Origin of the sequence: Enterococcus viikkiensis, assembly GCF_005405345.1 — a bacterium.
GTDB classification, from domain to species: Bacteria; Bacillota; Bacilli; order Lactobacillales; family Enterococcaceae; genus Enterococcus_A; species Enterococcus_A viikkiensis.
Window position 1 is genome coordinate 81,171 of the sequence record NZ_BJDW01000010.1, and the last position, 17,495, is coordinate 98,665.

18 protein-coding genes and 1 pseudogene are annotated in these 17,495 nt (G+C 40.4%); 5 read left to right on the forward strand and 14 right to left on the reverse strand.

Translation table 11 applies throughout. The annotated features are described in order from the left end of the window. Window positions 1-5 precede the first annotated feature (5 nt). The 12 genes from FFM67_RS07005 to FFM67_RS07060 all read right to left on the reverse strand — a co-directional run bounded on the left by FFM67_RS07005 (window position 6) and on the right by FFM67_RS07060 (window position 10,113). Entirely contained in the window at window positions 6-872 is an 867-nt protein-coding gene (locus FFM67_RS07005) for a nucleoside hydrolase (protein WP_137613861.1), read from the reverse strand. After that, window positions 869-1,534: a TIGR04282 family arsenosugar biosynthesis glycosyltransferase gene (locus FFM67_RS07010; protein ID WP_137613862.1), complete on the reverse strand. Its 666-nt coding sequence runs from the start codon at window positions 1,532-1,534 to the stop codon at window positions 869-871. The genes FFM67_RS07005 and FFM67_RS07010 overlap by 4 nt, the downstream gene beginning before the upstream one ends. Beyond that, window positions 1,527-2,522, reverse strand: a complete 996-nt coding sequence (locus FFM67_RS07015; protein WP_137613863.1) for an aminoglycoside phosphotransferase family protein — start codon at window positions 2,520-2,522, stop codon at window positions 1,527-1,529. Before FFM67_RS07015 ends, FFM67_RS07010 begins: the two co-directional genes overlap by 8 nt. A gap of 12 nt (window positions 2,523-2,534) precedes the next feature. Then, a complete protein-coding gene (locus FFM67_RS07020) occupies window positions 2,535-3,215 on the reverse strand; it encodes a TIGR04283 family arsenosugar biosynthesis glycosyltransferase (RefSeq protein WP_137613864.1) in 681 nt (226 codons plus the stop codon). Then, window positions 3,212-4,207, reverse strand: a complete 996-nt coding sequence (locus FFM67_RS07025; RefSeq protein ID WP_137613865.1) for an ABC transporter ATP-binding protein — start codon at window positions 4,205-4,207, stop codon at window positions 3,212-3,214. The genes FFM67_RS07020 and FFM67_RS07025 overlap by 4 nt, the downstream gene beginning before the upstream one ends. After that, the gene (locus FFM67_RS07030) at window positions 4,191-4,985 is read right to left on the reverse strand and encodes an ABC transporter permease (RefSeq protein ID WP_137613866.1); all 795 of its coding nucleotides are present in this window, start codon (window positions 4,983-4,985) and stop codon (window positions 4,191-4,193) included. Before FFM67_RS07030 ends, FFM67_RS07025 begins: the two co-directional genes overlap by 17 nt. Next, window positions 4,982-5,836, reverse strand: coding sequence for an ABC transporter permease (locus FFM67_RS07035; RefSeq protein ID WP_137613867.1), 855 nt, complete (start codon window positions 5,834-5,836; stop codon window positions 4,982-4,984). The genes FFM67_RS07030 and FFM67_RS07035 overlap by 4 nt, the downstream gene beginning before the upstream one ends. Then, the gene (locus tag FFM67_RS07040; protein WP_137613868.1) at window positions 5,829-7,067 is read right to left on the reverse strand and encodes an ABC transporter substrate-binding protein; all 1,239 of its coding nucleotides are present in this window, start codon (window positions 7,065-7,067) and stop codon (window positions 5,829-5,831) included. Before FFM67_RS07040 ends, FFM67_RS07035 begins: the two co-directional genes overlap by 8 nt. Window positions 7,068-7,594: 527 nt before the next feature. Beyond that, on the reverse strand, window positions 7,595-8,350 hold the full coding sequence (locus FFM67_RS07045; RefSeq protein ID WP_137613869.1) for a heterodisulfide reductase-related iron-sulfur binding cluster: 756 nt from the start codon (window positions 8,348-8,350) through the stop codon (window positions 7,595-7,597). Further along, entirely contained in the window at window positions 8,347-8,706 is a 360-nt protein-coding gene (locus tag FFM67_RS07050; RefSeq protein WP_137613870.1) for a 4Fe-4S dicluster domain-containing protein, read from the reverse strand. The genes FFM67_RS07045 and FFM67_RS07050 overlap by 4 nt, the downstream gene beginning before the upstream one ends. After that, window positions 8,681-9,082, reverse strand: coding sequence for a hypothetical protein (locus FFM67_RS07055; protein ID WP_137613871.1), 402 nt, complete (start codon window positions 9,080-9,082; stop codon window positions 8,681-8,683). The genes FFM67_RS07050 and FFM67_RS07055 overlap by 26 nt, the downstream gene beginning before the upstream one ends. Then, window positions 9,082-10,113 carry a sulfurtransferase gene (locus FFM67_RS07060; protein WP_137613872.1) on the reverse strand — a complete coding sequence of 344 codons (1,032 nt, stop codon included), beginning with the start codon at window positions 10,111-10,113 and terminating at the stop codon, window positions 9,082-9,084. Before FFM67_RS07060 ends, FFM67_RS07055 begins: the two co-directional genes overlap by 1 nt. A gap of 477 nt (window positions 10,114-10,590) precedes the next feature. Here FFM67_RS07060 and FFM67_RS07065 point away from each other — a divergent pair. Then, window positions 10,591-10,806: pseudogene (locus FFM67_RS07065) on the forward strand (PH domain-containing protein); the annotation flags it as partial. Between the two features lie 167 nt (window positions 10,807-10,973). On the opposite strand, the gene FFM67_RS07070 reads toward FFM67_RS07065, so the two are convergent. Next, a complete protein-coding gene (locus tag FFM67_RS07070) occupies window positions 10,974-11,468 on the reverse strand; it encodes a TIR domain-containing protein (RefSeq protein ID WP_137613874.1) in 495 nt (164 codons plus the stop codon). A gap of 593 nt (window positions 11,469-12,061) precedes the next feature. Between FFM67_RS07070 and FFM67_RS07075 the strand changes: the two genes are divergently transcribed. Continuing rightward, window positions 12,062-12,721: a Crp/Fnr family transcriptional regulator gene (locus tag FFM67_RS07075; protein ID WP_137613875.1), complete on the forward strand. Its 660-nt coding sequence runs from the start codon at window positions 12,062-12,064 to the stop codon at window positions 12,719-12,721. A 21-nt stretch (window positions 12,722-12,742) separates the two neighbouring features. On the opposite strand, the gene FFM67_RS07080 is transcribed toward FFM67_RS07075, so the two are convergent. Continuing rightward, window positions 12,743-12,922, reverse strand: coding sequence for a hypothetical protein (locus FFM67_RS07080; protein WP_137613876.1), 180 nt, complete (start codon window positions 12,920-12,922; stop codon window positions 12,743-12,745). A 282-nt stretch (window positions 12,923-13,204) separates the two neighbouring features. Between FFM67_RS07080 and FFM67_RS07085 the strand changes: the two genes are divergently transcribed. The 3 genes from FFM67_RS07085 to FFM67_RS07095 all read left to right on the forward strand — a co-directional run bounded on the left by FFM67_RS07085 (window position 13,205) and on the right by FFM67_RS07095 (window position 17,450). Beyond that, window positions 13,205-13,705: an NADH-quinone oxidoreductase subunit NuoE family protein gene (locus FFM67_RS07085; protein WP_137613877.1), complete on the forward strand. Its 501-nt coding sequence runs from the start codon at window positions 13,205-13,207 to the stop codon at window positions 13,703-13,705. 103 nt (window positions 13,706-13,808) lie between these two features. Beyond that, window positions 13,809-15,686, forward strand: a complete 1,878-nt coding sequence (locus FFM67_RS07090) for an NADH-ubiquinone oxidoreductase-F iron-sulfur binding region domain-containing protein (protein WP_281279097.1) — start codon at window positions 13,809-13,811, stop codon at window positions 15,684-15,686. Between the two features lie 12 nt (window positions 15,687-15,698). After that, window positions 15,699-17,450 (forward strand): NADH-dependent [FeFe] hydrogenase, group A6, encoded by a 1,752-nt coding sequence (locus tag FFM67_RS07095; protein ID WP_137613878.1) that lies wholly within the window; start codon window positions 15,699-15,701, stop codon window positions 17,448-17,450. Window positions 17,451-17,495 lie beyond the last annotated feature (45 nt).

Here is a 17,495-nt window from a genome sequence, read left to right on the forward strand (position 1 = left end):
CTTCTCTAGTCGATACTACGAGTTAACCCCTGGACCATTCGTTGAATGACTAATTGATTAAAGCTAGTCAAATCTAACAGTTTTTGTGGCATCTTTACTAAATAATCAGACTGCTGTGCCAATGTCAATTGTCCCTTTGATAAATTATCTTGTACCCTAGCAAGCTGATACTCTTCTTGGCTAAACAAATCTGGGCGTTCCAAGTAAACCGCTGTAGTCATGTCCCAATTGCAAAAACCGCTGAAGTGAAAATTTTCCTTGTTCCATTCGATCCAGCTTTGCAAGCTATCTGCTATCCAACACAATTTATCTGAGGTTATCAAAGAACCGGCTGCTTCGAGAAAGTTTTCCAATTCTTCCCTTGAAAAAAAGGCTCCCGCAGTCATGTGTCCATTCATGATCGTTACCTTCGTCTGACTTAGTAACACTTTTTTTGTCGCCAAGGGATCACAAGAAAAATTCAATTCTTTCACTGGAAGTTGATTAACGAAAAGCGGCTGCGTGATTCCCCCCATCAAGATGATTTCTTGGACTTTATTAAAAAAAGTCGGGTCCTTTTCTTGTGTTCGCGCTAGATTCGTTAGTGCACCAGTAGCGATGATCGTGATCTCGTTGGGAAAGCGATTGACCTGATCGATTAAATAATCTACCGCTTTTTCTGAGGGATAATAGGAAAAGTCTAGTCTCAACCGTGTTTGCAATTCTTGGGTCATTTGTTGGACCTCTTGAATAGTCCCATTCCCGTAGCTTAAGGTCACGCCTAATAAATCAATTTCAGTCATGCCCAATAAATAAAACAACGTCAATCCGTCATCCACATCATGATTTTTCAAGCCAAAGGTATTGTCGCAATCATAAATAATTTTTCTCATTGGAATAACCCTCGATTTTCTTTGAGCCAGTAACCGAAATTCGTATTCTCCTGGTTCAATTGAGATTGAATCGCTTGCAGATCGGCCGGATGATCCATGTCTTCCAGCGGCTCTAACAAAGCTACCTGATACTTACGTAAAAGCTTTAATGTTTCAGTTAACACTTCATTTTTCCCCCAAGTAATCGGCGCATCAAAAATTGGTGCCAAGTTTACTGTTTCTGTCGCTCCCACTAAATAATAGCCGCCATCAGGAGACGGTCCCAGTACCACTTCACTCATTTGATCAAAAGCTGAAGTAATAAGCTCAGCCGTTAAATTGGGAATATCGCTGCCGGTCAAAACAACTTTTTGATAACCAAGCGAAAAGACCGTCGCCAGTGCTTGCTTCATCCGCTCACCAATTGTTGGTCCTTTTTGAGGAAAAGCTTTAAAGCTTATTGGCATAAGTTGAATCAAGGAATCGGGACTGCCTTCGTCTGAATATGCTAAAAATAGATCGATTCCTTGATTAACTAGCGGGGAAAATTTTTTGAAGCTATCTTGCAACATTCGCAGTTGAGCTTGACTGGCCTTGGTACCAGTCAGTCGACTTTGCAAACGAGTTTTGACTTTATTAGGAATCGGGACACGAGTAAATAAAATATAGGCCTGTTTATTCAAAGACTTGCTCCTTCAGTGCTTGTTGTAAAAAAACGGGTTCCAAATAGCTAGTCACCTTTTCAAATATTTCTTGATTTTTCAATGCCTTCGTCGCTGTTTGATAACTGTCATAGGCCATCGCCGACCATGCTAGTGCCCGCAGCATCAAGTAGGGATGGTAGATTTTCAGCGCTTCTTCAAAGGCTGTTCTGTCAAATCCTGTTGCGTGAAGATACTCGTCAAAAAATTGATGTTTTTCTGTTTGATTCAATAATAAATTACTTCGCCAAAGAGTTGTCGTTGTGGCCAAAAATTGTGAAATATCTTGCACCGGATGGCTAATCACCGGCTTTTCCCAATCGATCAAATAACCTTTTTCACCAATAATGAAATTGTGAGAATTGACCTCTGTATTATTCACACACCAAAGATCTAAATCATTGAAAAAGCGCTGCTGGTCAACATTTTTTGTGCAGCGTTCTAAGGCTCTCGCCAATTCTCGTTGAGCTGTTAAAGGTACAAAATTGCTTTTTAAAACCGGTGCTAACAGCCGCTGGCACTCCTCCACGCGGGCAGACAAGATCGTCTTTTTTTCCTCTACAAGAAAATTGGCGACCAAGTCATCAATCGGCTGACGATGGATCTCACCAAAAATTTTAGCAGCTTTAGTTAGATCACTGCGATAATCTAAGGGCTGTCCTACTAAAAATTCCATGATCAATAAGCCTTGCTTAAAAAAACGGCGGCTATCATCGACATAATACACTTTCGGTGTCCGGCCAGTTCGTTCCAGCCAGCTCAATGCTTGATACTCATATTGAATCTGATTCTCCAATTGTAATTGACTCCCGTAGTTTAGCCGGAAAACAAATTGTTTCTTTCCATCGGAAATCAGAAAATTTTGATTGTATTCTCCTTGTGCTAAAAATTCTACCGCAATTGGTGGTTGCAGTTTTAATTTTTCAATTAAATGAAGCTCTTTTAAATAAGCTGCAATTCTTGTGCGCATCTTGTGCTCCTTTTATTTGTAATAGCGCTTGGCTAATTTTTCTGGGGACATTCCTAGTAGATACAATAATTTGATGTGATGCATCGCTAAATGGGTACGCAATTTTCCCTTTCGAAAACGGCGGCTAGAGGTACTAATCTTACCAATCGCTGGATAGAATTGACCGATTTTTCGCAAGCGCCGGCTTAGCTGCCAATCCTCCATTAAAGGAATCGCATCAAATCCGCCCACTTGTTGATAGCACTCACGTGTAACAAATAGCCCTTGATCTCCAAAGATCAAACCAAGAAAACGTGCACGGAGGCTTGAGGTCCATGCTAGATAAGCAAAAAATTTATCTGAGGAATCAAAGCTTAATTGAAAAAAAGCAGCACTATATTCTGAATCTCGTAACACATGTTGAAGTTTTACGAGCTCAGTTGATTCTATTTTCAGCTCGTTATCACTATGTAAAAACCATAAAAAGTCCCCACGGCTCTGTTCTGCTCCGTAATGTAATTGGGCTCCACGATTTCCTTTAGGCAATTGATAGGTAGCTGCGAATGGCTCAGCTTGCTGGATCGTTTGGTCTGAACTACCCCCATCCACCACGATCAGTTCATGGGGAATGCTTTTTAATAATTGGCTAATTTGAGGCAACAGTTTTCCAATTCTTTGCTCTTCATTTAAGGTCGGGATAATCACTGAGATCATTTAGGCAGCACCTGCAATGGCTGTTGAAAATTCAAATAAATTTCCGTCCCAGTCTGAACTTTTTGTGATAGATTTGTAAACGTACATCGGCAAGCTCCAATCTGCAGCTGCGTCCGCTGACCATTGGTTGACCACTCGTTGCCACAGACCAACGCCGGTAATCCCTGGTCACTAATTATAATCTCTGTTCCATAAGGAATGAAGACTCGTGCCTGCCCTGCCAATTGTTGTGGATTTTTCACCGCTAACGTCGTCGTTCCGATTTGAAATGACTCCTCTTGAACGTTCCCGGATAAATAGTTTCCCTCACCGATTGCTTCAGCGACTTGCTGATTGATGGGATAAAAATAAAGTTCTTGCGGTGTACCGATTTGCTGGATCGTTCCGGCTAATAATAGAATCATTCGATCGGCCAAATGAAACGCCTCCTCTCGATCATGGGTCACTAGGATTACGCTGAACCGATACTCCTGTTGTAAACGTTGTAAGTAACTTCGCATCGCAAACTTTAACTGACTATCCAAATTTGCGAAAGGCTCATCTAACAAAAGTAATTTAGGTTCTAACACAATCGCTCGAGCCAAGGCCACTCGTTGCTGCTGCCCGCCGGATAATTGATCTGGAAATTGATTTTCTAAACCCGTTAAATCAAAAGCGGTAACAATTTTTTTAATTTTTTCTTGAATGATCGCTCTAGAAAGTTTGCGAGCTTTTAAGCCAAAAGCAATATTTTCGGTTACTGTCATATGAGGGAACAACCAAAAATCTTGAAAGACTAAAATCGTCTCCTCCTGTGAAAATGAATATGAGAAGGTAATAGTTCCTCTATCACTTTTTTGGATACCCGCCAGTATTTTTAATAGACTGGTTTTTCCGACACCTGAAGGGCCAAACAGTGCAACTGTTTCTCCTTCAGCTACATTAAAGGACACATCAGTTAATAGTTCTTTTTTTCCGTAGTTCACATAAAGATTGCTAACGCTTAGTCCCACGCTGTACCCCTCCTATCAATTTTCTTAAAAACAAGACGCCAATAATCGTGCAAACTAAAAATAATAAACTGTATGCCGATGCGATGCCATAGCGACCATTATTGGCGTAGGGCAGTAATAGCAACGGCAAAGTCACGATCCGGCCGCCGCCGATAAAAAACGTCGGCAAGTACTGACTAAAGGAAACGATAAATACCAAAGATGCGGACGTAGCGATCCCCGGCCTTAGTAAAGGCCACGAAATCTGCCAAAAAGTCAACCAGCGGCTCGCGCCTAAACTTCTTGCGGTTAAACGATAGCCCTCACCTAATTGACGGTAGCTCTCCAATAAAATCTGCATGCCATAAGGCAGACAAAAATACGTATGAATCAAAACGACACCGAAAAAGCTGCCGTTTAATCCTAGTTTCAAAAAAATCACTTGACTCGATGTAATCAAGGCCACCGCCGGCAGAATCAATGGCAGATAAATCATTACCTCGACGACTCGCTGGGAGAACTGCTGTTGAAAAGCAAAATAATTCGCCGCCGGCAATGCGATTACTAATGTTAGAAATGTCGTCGCAAATGCAATCACGAAGCTATTCATGATTGCTGGCAAAAAACTAGAATCATGGATCATCTGGATAAAGGGTTTTACTGCCAGTTGCTGCGGCAAGACCGCCGGATACAACCACTTGGAGCTGATTGACCATAAGACTAAAAAGCTTAACGGCAACAAAATTAAAAATGCAGTGACACTCAAAAATAAAGGGCTTATTTTTTCGGAAGTCTTCATTTTACCTTTCTCCCTCCCGGCAGTAAACGACTGATAGCTAGCGCTGCGATTGCTACTGATAGACAAACGAATGACATCACCATATTTAACGCAAACGCCTGTGGACGAGTCATTAAGTCCGCTTGGGTAAATAGATCATACGCCGTTAACGCGACTGTTCCATGACTTGGATCACCTAACAAATACGGCACTTCAAAAGAGGCAAAAGTGAAACAAAATAAAATGATGAATAAAGTGAACAAGGTTTTTTGGATCATAGGGAAGATCACCTGTGTAAAAATTTGTCGTCTCGAAGCACCTAGATTCCTAGCCACTTCAACATAGCCAAACTGCAGTTGCTGAAGGATCGCCAGGACTGTCACAGCCACATAAGGAATTTCTTTATAAAGAAAAACAAAAAGAATCCCGATCCCCTGCTGATCATGAACGAGTAAAGGAAACTCTGCGATATCTTTGATCCAGCCTAATTGAAAACACAAACGTGACAGCACCCCAGATTGTCCAAGTAATTGCAGCACCATTAAAGCCACAATAATATGCGGCAGTGAGATGGGTAATTGAAGGATTTTATGTAAAATGGGGAGTTTGACCTTTAAGAGTAAAAAAGCTACACCAACGCCGACGATTATTGAAAAAAAAGTCGCCGTCAGTGCCAAGTAGCAGCTGTAACTGAGCGACTTTTGAAAAAACGGATCAGTCAAAACGACTTTGTAATTATCTAACGTTAGCTGTTTTAACCCAATTAATGGATAATAACCGAGACTGATTTGCAATCCCCGAAATAGTGCCGCGAAAATCACGACACTATTTAATAGTAGAAAAGGGACCACCAATAGTTTTTTCTTATTCATGCAAAACATGCTCTTTCCATAACGCCTCGATGATCGGGATTTTTTTTGCTTGAACCTCTGGAATTTGTTTTTCCTGCAGCTCTTCTAACGACAATACCCCTTGATTTTTGTATAAGTCCGCAAATTTTTGATTGGTTTCCTTTGAAAGCTTCTTCGAATCAAACGGCGGGATACTGTAGCCGTATTTAGCTTCCGCTTTTTTCAATTGAGCACTCTCACTAGTCATTTCATTGATCAAAACTAAAGCTGCTCCTTTGACTTTTGATGTATCAGCAACCGCTAAATAACTCTGATTTGCGATTGTCCCCTTATCAAATAAGAAGGATTCTGTTGTCGGCCTGAATTCATTGTCGCTGCGCTTTTCTGCCACGTGCATTTGAGAATAGCTGTAGCTCATATCGATTTGGCCAGCAGAAAACATTTGATCCAGCTCAGCCATCGTTGTCGGATACGTTTTTCCTTCTTGCCACAAGTATGGCTTGATCTCATTTAAATAATCCAAGCCCGGCTTGATGACTTGGTATAACTCTTCCTTATTAGCAGCTGCTTTTTCCACCTTATCATAACCGACGATGTCACAAATAATATTACGGACAAAGGCGCTGCCCGTGAACTCCGGCGGTGCCGTGTAAGTGATTTTTCCGGAATGCGCTTTCGCATAGTCCAGCAGAGCTTTCGTATCTGTTGGAAACCCTGAAGCAAATTTTTCCTTGTCGCCAGCAAAAACCAATTGTGCACTACCATAAGGCATTTCATAACCATCGATCCTTACACCAAAATCGTACTTCGAGTTATGACCATCGACATCCATCAACTTATCAAAGCTCTCGACCTTATTCGTGATTGGGCCATAAAGCAGTTTTGCTTGCTTAGCCGTATAAAAATTCTCCCCGTTGATCCACATCACATCAATGTCGCCGGTTTTCGTTCCGGCTTCTTTTTCAGTCGTCAATTTGTTCAAAATTTGATCAATATCCATCGGTACACGCTTCACCGTGATATCATATTTCTCCTTCATCGCCGGCGTCACTACTTCATCCACCCATGCATTGGCTTTTTCATCGCCGCCATAACCATAAAAAGTGACGGTCTCACCTTTACTTTCCTTTACAGCCTCTGAAAAATTGCTGATAGAATCAGTTGTCTTCGCCTCTTTCGTTTCTCCTGTCTTACATGCAGCAAACGAAAAAAGCATGCCAATTATCAAAAGACCCATAACCCATTTTTTCATTGTTTTCTCCTACTTCTTTTTTAAGTATTTATTTTTCTGAGAATCGAAAAATAAGTTTGATTTTCATCCGTATGTCATTCCTCTATACTTTCTCAGCGACGTATCGGCTATTCAGCCTTATCTTTGTTTTTGTTTGATACTCACTGCCAAAAGAGGAACTGAAATCCTACTTCTTTTTTTGTACTTATTTTTCTGAAGATCGAAAAATAAGTTTGATTTTCATCCGTATGTCATTCCTCTATACTTTCTCAGCGACGTATCGGCTATTCAGCCTTATCTTTGTTTTTGTTTGATACTCACTGCCAAAAGAGGAACTGAAATCCTACTTCTTTTTTGTACTTATTTTTCTGAGGATCGAAAAATAAATTTGATTTCATCCGTATGTCATTCCTCTATACTTTCTCAGCGATGTATCGACCACTCAACCCTATCTTTATTTTTGTTTGATACTCACTACCAAAAGAGGAACTGAAATCCTACTTCTTTTTTAAGTATTTATTTTTCTAACCAAGTCACACAGAAAAATTCTATGCATTATTTACTATTTTTTTCGTTTGATACCGATTTTTCCAAGCAAGCACAGGTTGATTTAACGGATGTGGTGCACAAGTTGCTTGCTGATTAATCACTGGGCCAAACATCAAATCTAATAAATGCCAAGCTTTGCCTCCACCCATTAACATTGCAGCGGTACAACTGGAGCAATAAGTCACAATATGGGGTGTCTTAAAATCATTGACTCGTTTTGCTGCGAATTCTTTCGCTAAGGATGGATTAGAAACGCCGCACATCCCGCCCATTCCACAACACAGCGTATTTTTCCCCGACAAACGATTAGCTGCGACTTGATAGCCTAACTGCTCCAATAAAAAACGTACGGATTGATGGATCTCCGTCATTTCTTTTGTCGGACAAGAATCTTGAACCGAAAAAATGACATCGCTTTGGCTAGCTTTACCAATCATCTCTTGTGGCAAACCGATTTCAGCCAATTTAACCCATAAGGAGCTAGTTGGGAATTGCTTTTGCATAGTCATGGTTTTGATACAGCCTTGACAAGCGACGATCAATTCATCAATACCCGCTTGGTGAACTTGGTCCGTCAGCGTTTGAAAACGAGCTTGAAACAATTTCTCATCACCGATCATGCGAGTTGGCTTGCCACAGCAGCCTTGAATCACTGCCAGATCGGGATAATATTTTTTTAAATAAGCAATCATTTCGCCAACCTGCTGTGGATTACTGGAACTTAGCGCACAGCCGGCCATAAATCCATACTTCATTTATCATCGCCTCGATTCACTGCGGTAAAAATTTTACTTGTCGATAATTTTTGATGAGCTTGAACACTTCTTAGCTGTTTCAAAGGTACCCCTTCGTTGATCAAGTCTCTACGCATTGCTAAGAAGGCTTCATCCAATTTTAATTGCAGTGGACAAACCACCGTGCAGCGGCCGCAAAGCATACAAGAATAAGGGATAATCGGCTCTAGCCCTTCAGTCAAAAATCGCTGGAACAACTGTTGCGGATCCTCACAATATTTTTGTAAAAATAAGCAATCTCGCATACAGCGGCCACAGCTTATACACGTTTCCGAGATAACTGTCGCCAGTTCAATAGTTTCTTGTGAATACTCCATGATGTACTCCTTTTTTTGATAAAACAATTAGCAGCTGCAACAAAAAAATCAGAAAAAGCAACCCGCTAACTAAATAAAAAATGGGGATTTGCTCTAAGCCAACACCCACCTGCCAACCAAGGAAAAACAGACCCATACTCAGCAGTAAAAAACTTTCAATCGTTCTTTTTTTAAAAGCAAGCCAACCAGCCACGATTACTAATACAAGAGGCAACAAGAAAATTTGCCGCCCCAAAGGACTCTCTGCAAATTTATGGGAATAAAAAGAGACATTGCGCATAAAACCAAGGTGATTGGCGTAGAGATCTCGCATCAAATAAATGCCGTAAAGCAAGCCCATCTGTAACAGATGAAGCACAAAGCGTAGAATCTTCATTAGTTTAAGATTTCCAATTTGTCTTTGTCTCTTGGATCACCGATTTGGACTGGATATTTGCTTGGGTCTTTTTGATGCGCTTTATCCCAATCAAACCAACCGCCATCAAATAGTTTGACATCTTTCCAACCTTCTTGCTTCGTGATGAAAAAGGCCGTTGCTGCACGCCAACCAGTCCCACAATAAAATGCAACTTCCTTGTCCGGTGTAATGCCCCATTTTTCCCAAGCCGCAAAAATTTTAGTTGGTTCTTTAACTGTTCCATCGTGGTTCATTAATTGCGCGACATCTGCGCTGGTTTTACTAGATTTTGCGTAGACAGCACCTTCAGGCTCGCCGGCATTTTCAATATAAGAATAACCGCTTGTTTTACCGATAAATTCTTTCCAACTTCTGACGCTGGCTAACACGAGCTCGGGATTTTTTTCTTTAGCCGCTACTAAATCTGCAGAAGTCGAAATCAAACTTTCCGGACGTCCTGGGACCGTTCCACCAAAATCCTTAGCCACTGTTGCTTTTTCTTCACCCTTTTCAACTTTATAATCCGCTTTTTCCCATGCTTTTAAGCCACCATCTAAAATTTTAACTTGATCAACACCTAACCAATAAGCGACGAAGGCTACTCGAGCAGCCGCGTTGATATCACTTGAATAGACTACCACTGGTGTGGTTTTCGTTACGCCACGTTTCAGGAAAACCGCTTTACAAGTATCAGCGGATAAAATATTCCAGTTGTTTTCTTCATTTTCAATTTCCATTGTATCTATGTGCAAGGCTCCAGGGATATGAGTTTTTTTATAATCCTTGCCTTCACCGTAAGAAGCTTCGATGACGACGGTTTTATCGTCTTCTTTCATTTGATTCTTTAGCCATTTTGCGTCTACAAAGAAATCACTCGTCTTAATTTCTTTATTATTCACTAAACGCTGAACCTTCTCTGTTTTTTCCTTTGCTTGAACTTCTGTTGCCTTTGTTCCAACGATCAATACCGTTAATAATAAACAACTGATGATTGCTACAAATTTTTTCATTTTGATTGCTCCTTAAAGTTTATTCTTTCACTTGAAACGTTTTCAAACTGTTGATTCATCCTTTTTAAGCACAACAAAAAAACACACTCACTGAGTATGTTTCCTCCACGATTCTATTTTTTTCTACAATAAAGAGGCTCTTTAAGCCATCACAAAAAAAGTTAGTGGGAGGATATTCATATGTTCTACTCGCTTAGAAACTCTAAGTAAATGTTGAGATCAAAGTCACTGACGATCAATTTTCAACATGAGAACACCTCCTACTTCCAATTTTCCAACTAGGTTCTTTTCCTTATCGAGTATAACGAAACACTATTCGTTTATCAAGGTCATTCAGTTTAAAAAAAACGAAATTTTTTTTGTGAAAAAAAAAGCATTCAATTAAATTTTCAGTCTGCCTTGATGCTGTTTATCCTCTCTTTCCTTTTTTAGAATGCCAGGTATCAAACGAAAAAGGAGCGTTACGATAGGAATTTCCGACTGATTCTAATGAACAAACAAGATCTAACAAAAAAAGTCGAATACAAATCGGTTCCTTATCATTCGATCTCGCACTTTTCCGTGGAAACTAGCGAGCATTTTGATTTAGATGCCAAATTAAAAATTTGGAATTCAAGTATAGAACGCCTTACGAAAACAGCACAAATTATAAAAGATAAACTTATGTTCAAAAAGCTTCTGACTGCGGGATAAATAGCGTAAGCTAGATTAAGCTCATCGTTAGGTGACCTTAAAAGGACAAGCTGTTGGGCTTCTTTCTCCATTCAACAGCTTGTCCCTTTTTCATATCATTAACCTGAATTGTCATTTCTTGTTCGTTCATTCCTTCTCTTTTGCTCTTTATTTGAGTCAAAGTCGTTTTATCCCTGCTTGTGCTTCATTTTGTCACAGTTTTCGATCCAATTTTCAAGTTTGTTAAAGCCGTCGTCTTTGATGTAATCATATTCTCTGTCGAGTATTTCATCAAACCAAAGCAATTCACCTTGATTCGTCTTCCCAACAATTTTTACCGCTGACTGACTGAGCGAAACCTGTTGACTTAAATTTTTTATTTTTCCAATTTTGATCGCGATGATCGCATTGTTTCTTAGATAGCTCTGCTTGATTTCATATTGCACATACTGGCTGTCTAACGTTTCGCTACCAATCAGTACTACAGTCACTGTGGTGTTTGCCAATTGTTTATCGATCCAGCGTTTAATACTGTTTTCACCATCACGCTTGATACTTTCAAACTCGGCTTGTTTGATAAAACCTGATTCTTCATTTTTTTTCAGTGTCCAGTTGTTCTTAACCATCATTGCTCTTGAGAAATCATTTTCATAATGAAAACTGAAGAACACTCTATTCGCCATAAAAAATCCCTCCCCAAACCTATCCTATTCTTCAAGACTCGGATAAGGCGAAGCCAAACTAGCTACTTCAACTTCCGATGAAATATCTTGGCATTTGTCATTTTTTCTACCTTATCCCGATTTCCCTCTCATTATATAATAGACATACATACGAATGGCTCCATTTTCTTTATAATAGTGATTTTTAGAAAGAACACCTTGGGTAAATTTATTAGAAAAAATGTTTGAATAATTTCATTGAGAGTTTCAAAAGACACTACTATGGATATTGCACAATACCTAGACACTCTTTTCTGAATCCCGATTCCTACGGGATATGATTTGACTATGTTAGATAACGAATTCACTGCTGCAATCCCCACATTCTACGTAAAATGACTTTTTTTTGTCATCGAATCTTCTCTAGTTATTCTATACCTGGTTATCCTCTGCTTGATTTTACCGTATACGTTTCTATGAAAAATTGTAAATGCAAATGATTTAAAAAAATTATGGATATTGTACAATCACCTTTTTACCTGTACTATCGGTTATAGATACATATTTTTATTTGATAAATATGTAGTGAATAAACCTGGGTAGGTGAAGCAGACGTGAAAAATAATTTAGAAACACATCATCTTAACTGGTTGAGTTACTATGGCTTATTAAATCAGCGGGAAAATTGTGCGGTCCGTCATTTCAAAGCCGGTGAGGAAATTTTTTCTCAAGGTGTTGAATATAAATTTATTATGATTGTTGTTGCCGGAAAGGCAAAAGTTTGTATGAGTGCTCCCAATGGAAAGGATCTTATTTTGGCTTATTATCTTTCTCGAGGGTTAATCGGCGACGTGGAATTAATGACCGATATTCGTTACGCTACTGCCTCAGTCATCACCTTATCGCCTTTTGAATGTATCGTGGTTCCCTTCCAAAGCAAGGAAGATCCAATGTTTAAAAACCTTACATTTATGACAGCACTAGCCAAAGATTTATCAAAAAATCTGGTGAAGGATTCTTCTAACTATACCTCCAACTTAATTTACACCGGTGAACAGCGGCTTTGCTCGTACATTTTTCAAGGAGCCTATAAAAGTCATTTTTCAGATAAGCTAACCGATGTGGCTGCAACTATCGGCGTTAGTTATCGCCACCTACTGCGCCTGCTAAATACCTTATGCGAAGACGGTATTCTACGGCGAGAACATGGCGGCTTTAAAATCGTACAGGAACAAAAATTACGACAACGTTCTGCCCAAGGTTTCTATAAATAAAAAATTACCGACTCTAATCGTTTAAGAGTCGGCTTTTTTTACTATCAGTTGCTGGTTTTTGGCCCGCTGAAGAATTTGTTCTTTCCGTTGTTTCTCATATTGATTAATCCGTTGCCAATACAATTCTTCTTTTTGATTTTTTTTCTTTCTTTTAAAAATACTGATTGCCAATATGCTAAAAATTAATAAAATAAAAATCATTCTCCTCATCTCCTATCACTAATTTTAAGGAAAATCAAAGCCAACCGTTAGGACATATGTCACCTTTCATTTTCTTACATAAATTTTTCATACCCAAAACAACTATTAACAAACCAAAACTTTTACGAGAACGGTTCTCACTGTTATTCTCTGATTTCATCACAATCATGGTCTTATTTTTGATATAATTATTTTGTCAATCAATATGTTTTTTCTTAAGATAATTGAAAAATATGTCGATTAGGGAACTTTTCAAAGTCAGAAAGGAGGATACATAGAACAATGAGTATTGAAGCAGTGTTTGAATTTGTTGAAACGAAAAGTCAATATCAAGAATTCCAGACTTGTATGGCAGAATTAAAAGGACAACCGGGTGCACAGATGCCTGCATTGCAAGATGCCCAAAGAATTTATGGGTATTTACCCATCAAAGTTTTGAAAAGGCTTTCAAACGAATTGGAACTACCTTTAGAAGAACTTTACAGCACCGCCACGTTTTACGCTCAATTCACTTTCGTACCAAAAGGCGAATACACTATCAGCGTTTGCATGGGAACGGCTTGCTATGTTAAAGGCGCCGGTGATATTTTGGATTCCTTTGCAGCAGAACTAGCAATCGAACCTGGTAAAACAACAGGTGATCGTAAATTTACTTTAGAGTCTTGTCGTTGCATCGGTGCCTGTGGGTTAGCACCCGTTCTGACGGTCAATGAGGAAGTTTACGGTCGCTTGTCTAAGAAAAAAGCGGACAAAGTATTGGTGACCTATCAAAAAATGGATTAACGATTGATGGATCACCCTCATTTAGAAATCATTGAGTTGATTAGACTGGTCCTTTAAGAAAATGTTGCTGTTGAAGGAAGCCATAAGAGTCAGGAGTAAAAATATGGAAGATTGGAATGAGTTAAAGGAACTTCGAAATACGTATCGTCAATTGATCCTAATGCGTTTAAAAGATGAAGAAACTTCCCATGTAGATCTTGAAAAGGAAATCCTCGTTTGTGCCGGTACTGGCTGTATTTCATCTAAAAGTAGCGAGTTTGTCGATTCTTTAAAAGAAGAATTAGAAAAAAATCATTTGACTGACCAAGTGAACATTGTCAAAACTGGATGCTTTGGCCTATGTGCGCAAGGTCCGATCGTAATCATTTATCCAGAGGGCATCTTCTATCATCAAGTTCAGCCAAAGCACGCCAAAAAAATCGTTTCCGATCACTTACTCAAAGGCAAACTAGTTGAGAAGCTGTTGTATCATGACAACGACAACAAAGAGATCATCAATAAATTAATGGATACCCCCTTCTATCACAAGCAGAAACGAGTGGCACTAAGAAATTGTGGACGAATTGATCCAGAAAAAATTGAGGAGTACATCGCTTTCGATGGTTATCAAGCTTTAGCGAAAGTAGTGAATGAGTATTCTCGTGATGAGGTCCTAGAAATCTTGAAAGCCTCTGGTTTAAGAGGCCGGGGCGGGGCCGGCTTTCCAACTTTTATGAAATGGTCATTTGCCAAAGCCAGCACCTCCGATCAAAAATATGTGATCTGTAATGCAGATGAAGGCGATCCCGGCGCTTTTATGGACCGCTCCGTTTTAGAAGGTGATCCCCATGCGGTCATTGAAGCAATGGCGATCGCTGGTTACACGATTGGTGCCAGTCAAGGTTATATTTATGTTCGCGCTGAATATCCCATCGCGGTCAATCGTTTAAAAATTGCCATCAAACAAGCTCGTGAGCAAGGTGTTTTAGGCAACCATATCTTTGGTAGTGATTTTTCTTTTGATCTGGATCTGCGACTAGGTGCGGGTGCTTTCGTTTGTGGTGAGGAAACAGCCTTGCTTGAAAGTATCGAAGGTCATCGCGGTGAACCACGCCCCCGTCCGCCATTTCCAGCAGTCAAGGGACTGTTTGGCAAACCGACCATTGTTAACAACGTTGAAACACTGGCGAATATCTCGCAAATTATTATCAAAGGCCCAGAATGGTTCGCGAGTTTCGGGACTGAAAAATCTACAGGCACGAAGGTCTTTGCTTTAGGAGGAAAAATCCAGAATACAGGACTAGTTGAGATTCCAATGGGCACCACCCTACGAGAAATTGTCGAAGATATCGGCGGTGGAATTCCAAACGGCAAACAGTTCAAAGCCGCTCAAACTGGTGGCCCCTCAGGCGGATGTATCTCTCAAGTCAATTACGATGTTCCGATTGATTACGAAAATTTAAAAGAGATCGGCTCGATGATGGGGTCTGGCGGTTTGATCGTCATGGATGAAGACAATTGTATGGTGGATATCGCAAAATTTTTCTTAGAATTCACAGTTGAAGAGAGCTGTGGAAAATGTGTGCCTTGCCGGGTTGGAACGAAGCGATTATTAGAGCTCTTAGAAAAAATTACCATGGGTAACGGTACCTTAGAGGATTTAGACAAAATGGAAGAGCTTTGTCAGCATATTCAAGAAAACTCCCTTTGTGGCTTAGGTCAAACGGCACCCAATCCCGTTCTGTCCACCCTTCGCTATTTCAAGGACGAATATTTGGCACATATTCAAGAGCGACGCTGTCCAGCAGGTGTTTGTAAGAATTTAATTCAATATCGTATTTTGCCGGATAAATGTACGGGGTGTCGCGCCTGCGCAAAAGGCTGTCCAGTCAGCGCTATCAGTGGTGAAGCGAAGCGTGCCCACGAAATTGATCAGTCGATCTGTACGAAATGTGGCTTATGTATTGATACTTGTCGCTATGATGCAATCACAGTCCTGTAGGAGGTGTAGTAAGTGAAAGAAGTTAGGATAAGCATTAACGGAAAAATCTATAATGCCCCCGAAGGATTGACGATTCTCGAAGCAGCTCGAATCAATAACATTGAGATCCCTACTCTATGCTTTTTAAAAGAGATCAACGAGATTGGCGCTTGTCGCATGTGTGTCGTAGAAGTTAAAGGCGCACGTAGTTTGGTAACTGCCTGCGTTTATCCCATCAGTGAAGGCATAGAGATTATCACCAATTCAAAGAAAGTCTTCGATTCACGTAAAATGACTTTAGAACTGATCCTTTCCACCCATGAACGAAAATGTCTTTCGTGTATCCGTAGTGGAAATTGTGAGCTGCAAAAATTGTGTAAAGAGTTCAACGTAGCGGATGAAGATTATTTCAATGGAGAAAACTGTGAATACGAATTTGATGATAGCGCCGTTCATATGGTTCGCAATAACAATAAATGTATTCTTTGCCGCCGTTGTGTGGCTGCTTGTTCGAAATGGCAGGCCGTCGGAGTGATTGGCCCGAATAATCGCGGCTTTGAAACTCATATCGGCAGTGCCTATGAACAAAATTTGAGTGAAGTCCCCTGTATCTCTTGTGGTCAATGTATCGTTGTTTGTCCTACCGGTGCTATCCACGAAAAAGATCAAACACAGGAGGTTTGGGAGGCGCTGGAAGATCCAACGAAACACGTAATCGTCCAAACCGCTCCTTCTATTCGAGTAACGTTAGGCGAAGCCTTCAATATGCCGATTGGTACCAACGTAGAAGGCAAAATGGTCGCGGCCCTACGTCGGATTGGCTTTGACAAAGTCTTCGATACGAATGTAGCGGCGGACTTCACTATTATGGAAGAAGCCAATGAGTTTTTAGAACGGGTTAGCAATGGCGGACCTTTCCCAATGTTTACTTCTTGCTCGCCTGGCTGGGTAAAATATTGTGAGTCCTATCATCCTGAACTGATCCTGAACCTATCTACTTGCAAATCACCGCAGCAGATGTTTGGCGCGTTAGCCAAAACCTGGTACGCTGAAAAAGAGGGAATCGAGCCAAAAGATATTTTTGTCGTAGGCATCATGCCTTGTACCGCAAAAAAATTCGAAGTGACGAGAGAATACCAGGCAGCAGCCGGCTATTCTGATTGTGACGTCGCGTTGACGACTCGTGAATTAGCCCGAATGATTGACAAAGCCGGCGTTCGCTTCGTGGACTTAGAAGATGAAGCCTTTGACAATCCGCTAGGCGAAGCCACCGGTGCCGGCTATATTTTCGGTGCGACAGGCGGCGTAATGGAAGCAGCCCTGCGAACAGCTGCAGAAACCTTGGCTGGTCATTCATTGGAGCAAGTAGAATTTACTGAGGTTCGTGGAATGTCAGGAATTAAAGAAGCCACCTATGAAATGAGTGGTGCTACAGTCAATGTTGCCGTTGCTTCAGGCATTAGCAACGCAAAAAAATTACTTAAACGAATCGAATCCGGTGAAAAGACCTATCATTTCGTTGAGATCATGGGCTGTCCTGGTGGGTGTATCAATGGTGGCGGACAGCCAGTCCAACCTGCTTCCGTTCGTAATTTTGTTGATTTGAAAACCAAACGAGCTGCTGCTTTATATTCAGAAGATAAAGACAAAGGTCTTCGGAAATCAAATGAAAACCCCATCGTCCAAAAAATTTATCAAGAATTCTTAGAGAAACCAGGAAGTTTAAAAGCTCATCATATTTTGCATACAAGCTATCGTGATCGAACTATCGTAAAAATTCCATAAAAATAGAGTCGGTCATCCATGATGATCGACTCTTTTACTAGTAAA

Coding starts and splice junctions, on each gene's coding strand:
- FFM67_RS07005 (WP_137613861.1), bottom strand. CDS start 872: ATGAGAAAAATTATTTATGATTGCGACAATACCTTTGGCTTGAAAAAT.
- FFM67_RS07015 (WP_137613863.1), bottom strand. CDS start 2,522: ATGCGCACAAGAATTGCAGCTTATTTAAAAGAGCTTCATTTAATTGAA.
- FFM67_RS07020 (WP_137613864.1), bottom strand. CDS start 3,215: ATGATCTCAGTGATTATCCCGACCTTAAATGAAGAGCAAAGAATTGGA.
- FFM67_RS07030 (WP_137613866.1), bottom strand. CDS start 4,985: ATGAAGACTTCCGAAAAAATAAGCCCTTTATTTTTGAGTGTCACTGCA.
- FFM67_RS07035 (WP_137613867.1), bottom strand. CDS start 5,836: ATGAATAAGAAAAAACTATTGGTGGTCCCTTTTCTACTATTAAATAGT.
- FFM67_RS07040 (WP_137613868.1), bottom strand. CDS start 7,067: ATGAAAAAATGGGTTATGGGTCTTTTGATAATTGGCATGCTTTTTTCG.
- FFM67_RS07045 (WP_137613869.1), bottom strand. CDS start 8,350: ATGAAGTATGGATTTATGGCCGGCTGTGCGCTAAGTTCCAGTAATCCA.
- FFM67_RS07050 (WP_137613870.1), bottom strand. CDS start 8,706: ATGGAGTATTCACAAGAAACTATTGAACTGGCGACAGTTATCTCGGAA.
- FFM67_RS07055 (WP_137613871.1), bottom strand. CDS start 9,082: ATGAAGATTCTACGCTTTGTGCTTCATCTGTTACAGATGGGCTTGCTT.
- FFM67_RS07060 (WP_137613872.1), bottom strand. CDS start 10,113: ATGAAAAAATTTGTAGCAATCATCAGTTGTTTATTATTAACGGTATTG.
- FFM67_RS07070 (WP_137613874.1), bottom strand. CDS start 11,468: ATGGCGAATAGAGTGTTCTTCAGTTTTCATTATGAAAATGATTTCTCA.
- FFM67_RS07080 (WP_137613876.1), bottom strand. CDS start 12,922: ATGATTTTTATTTTATTAATTTTTAGCATATTGGCAATCAGTATTTTT.
- FFM67_RS07085 (WP_137613877.1), top strand. CDS start 13,205: ATGAGTATTGAAGCAGTGTTTGAATTTGTTGAAACGAAAAGTCAATAT.
- FFM67_RS07090 (WP_281279097.1), top strand. CDS start 13,809: ATGGAAGATTGGAATGAGTTAAAGGAACTTCGAAATACGTATCGTCAA.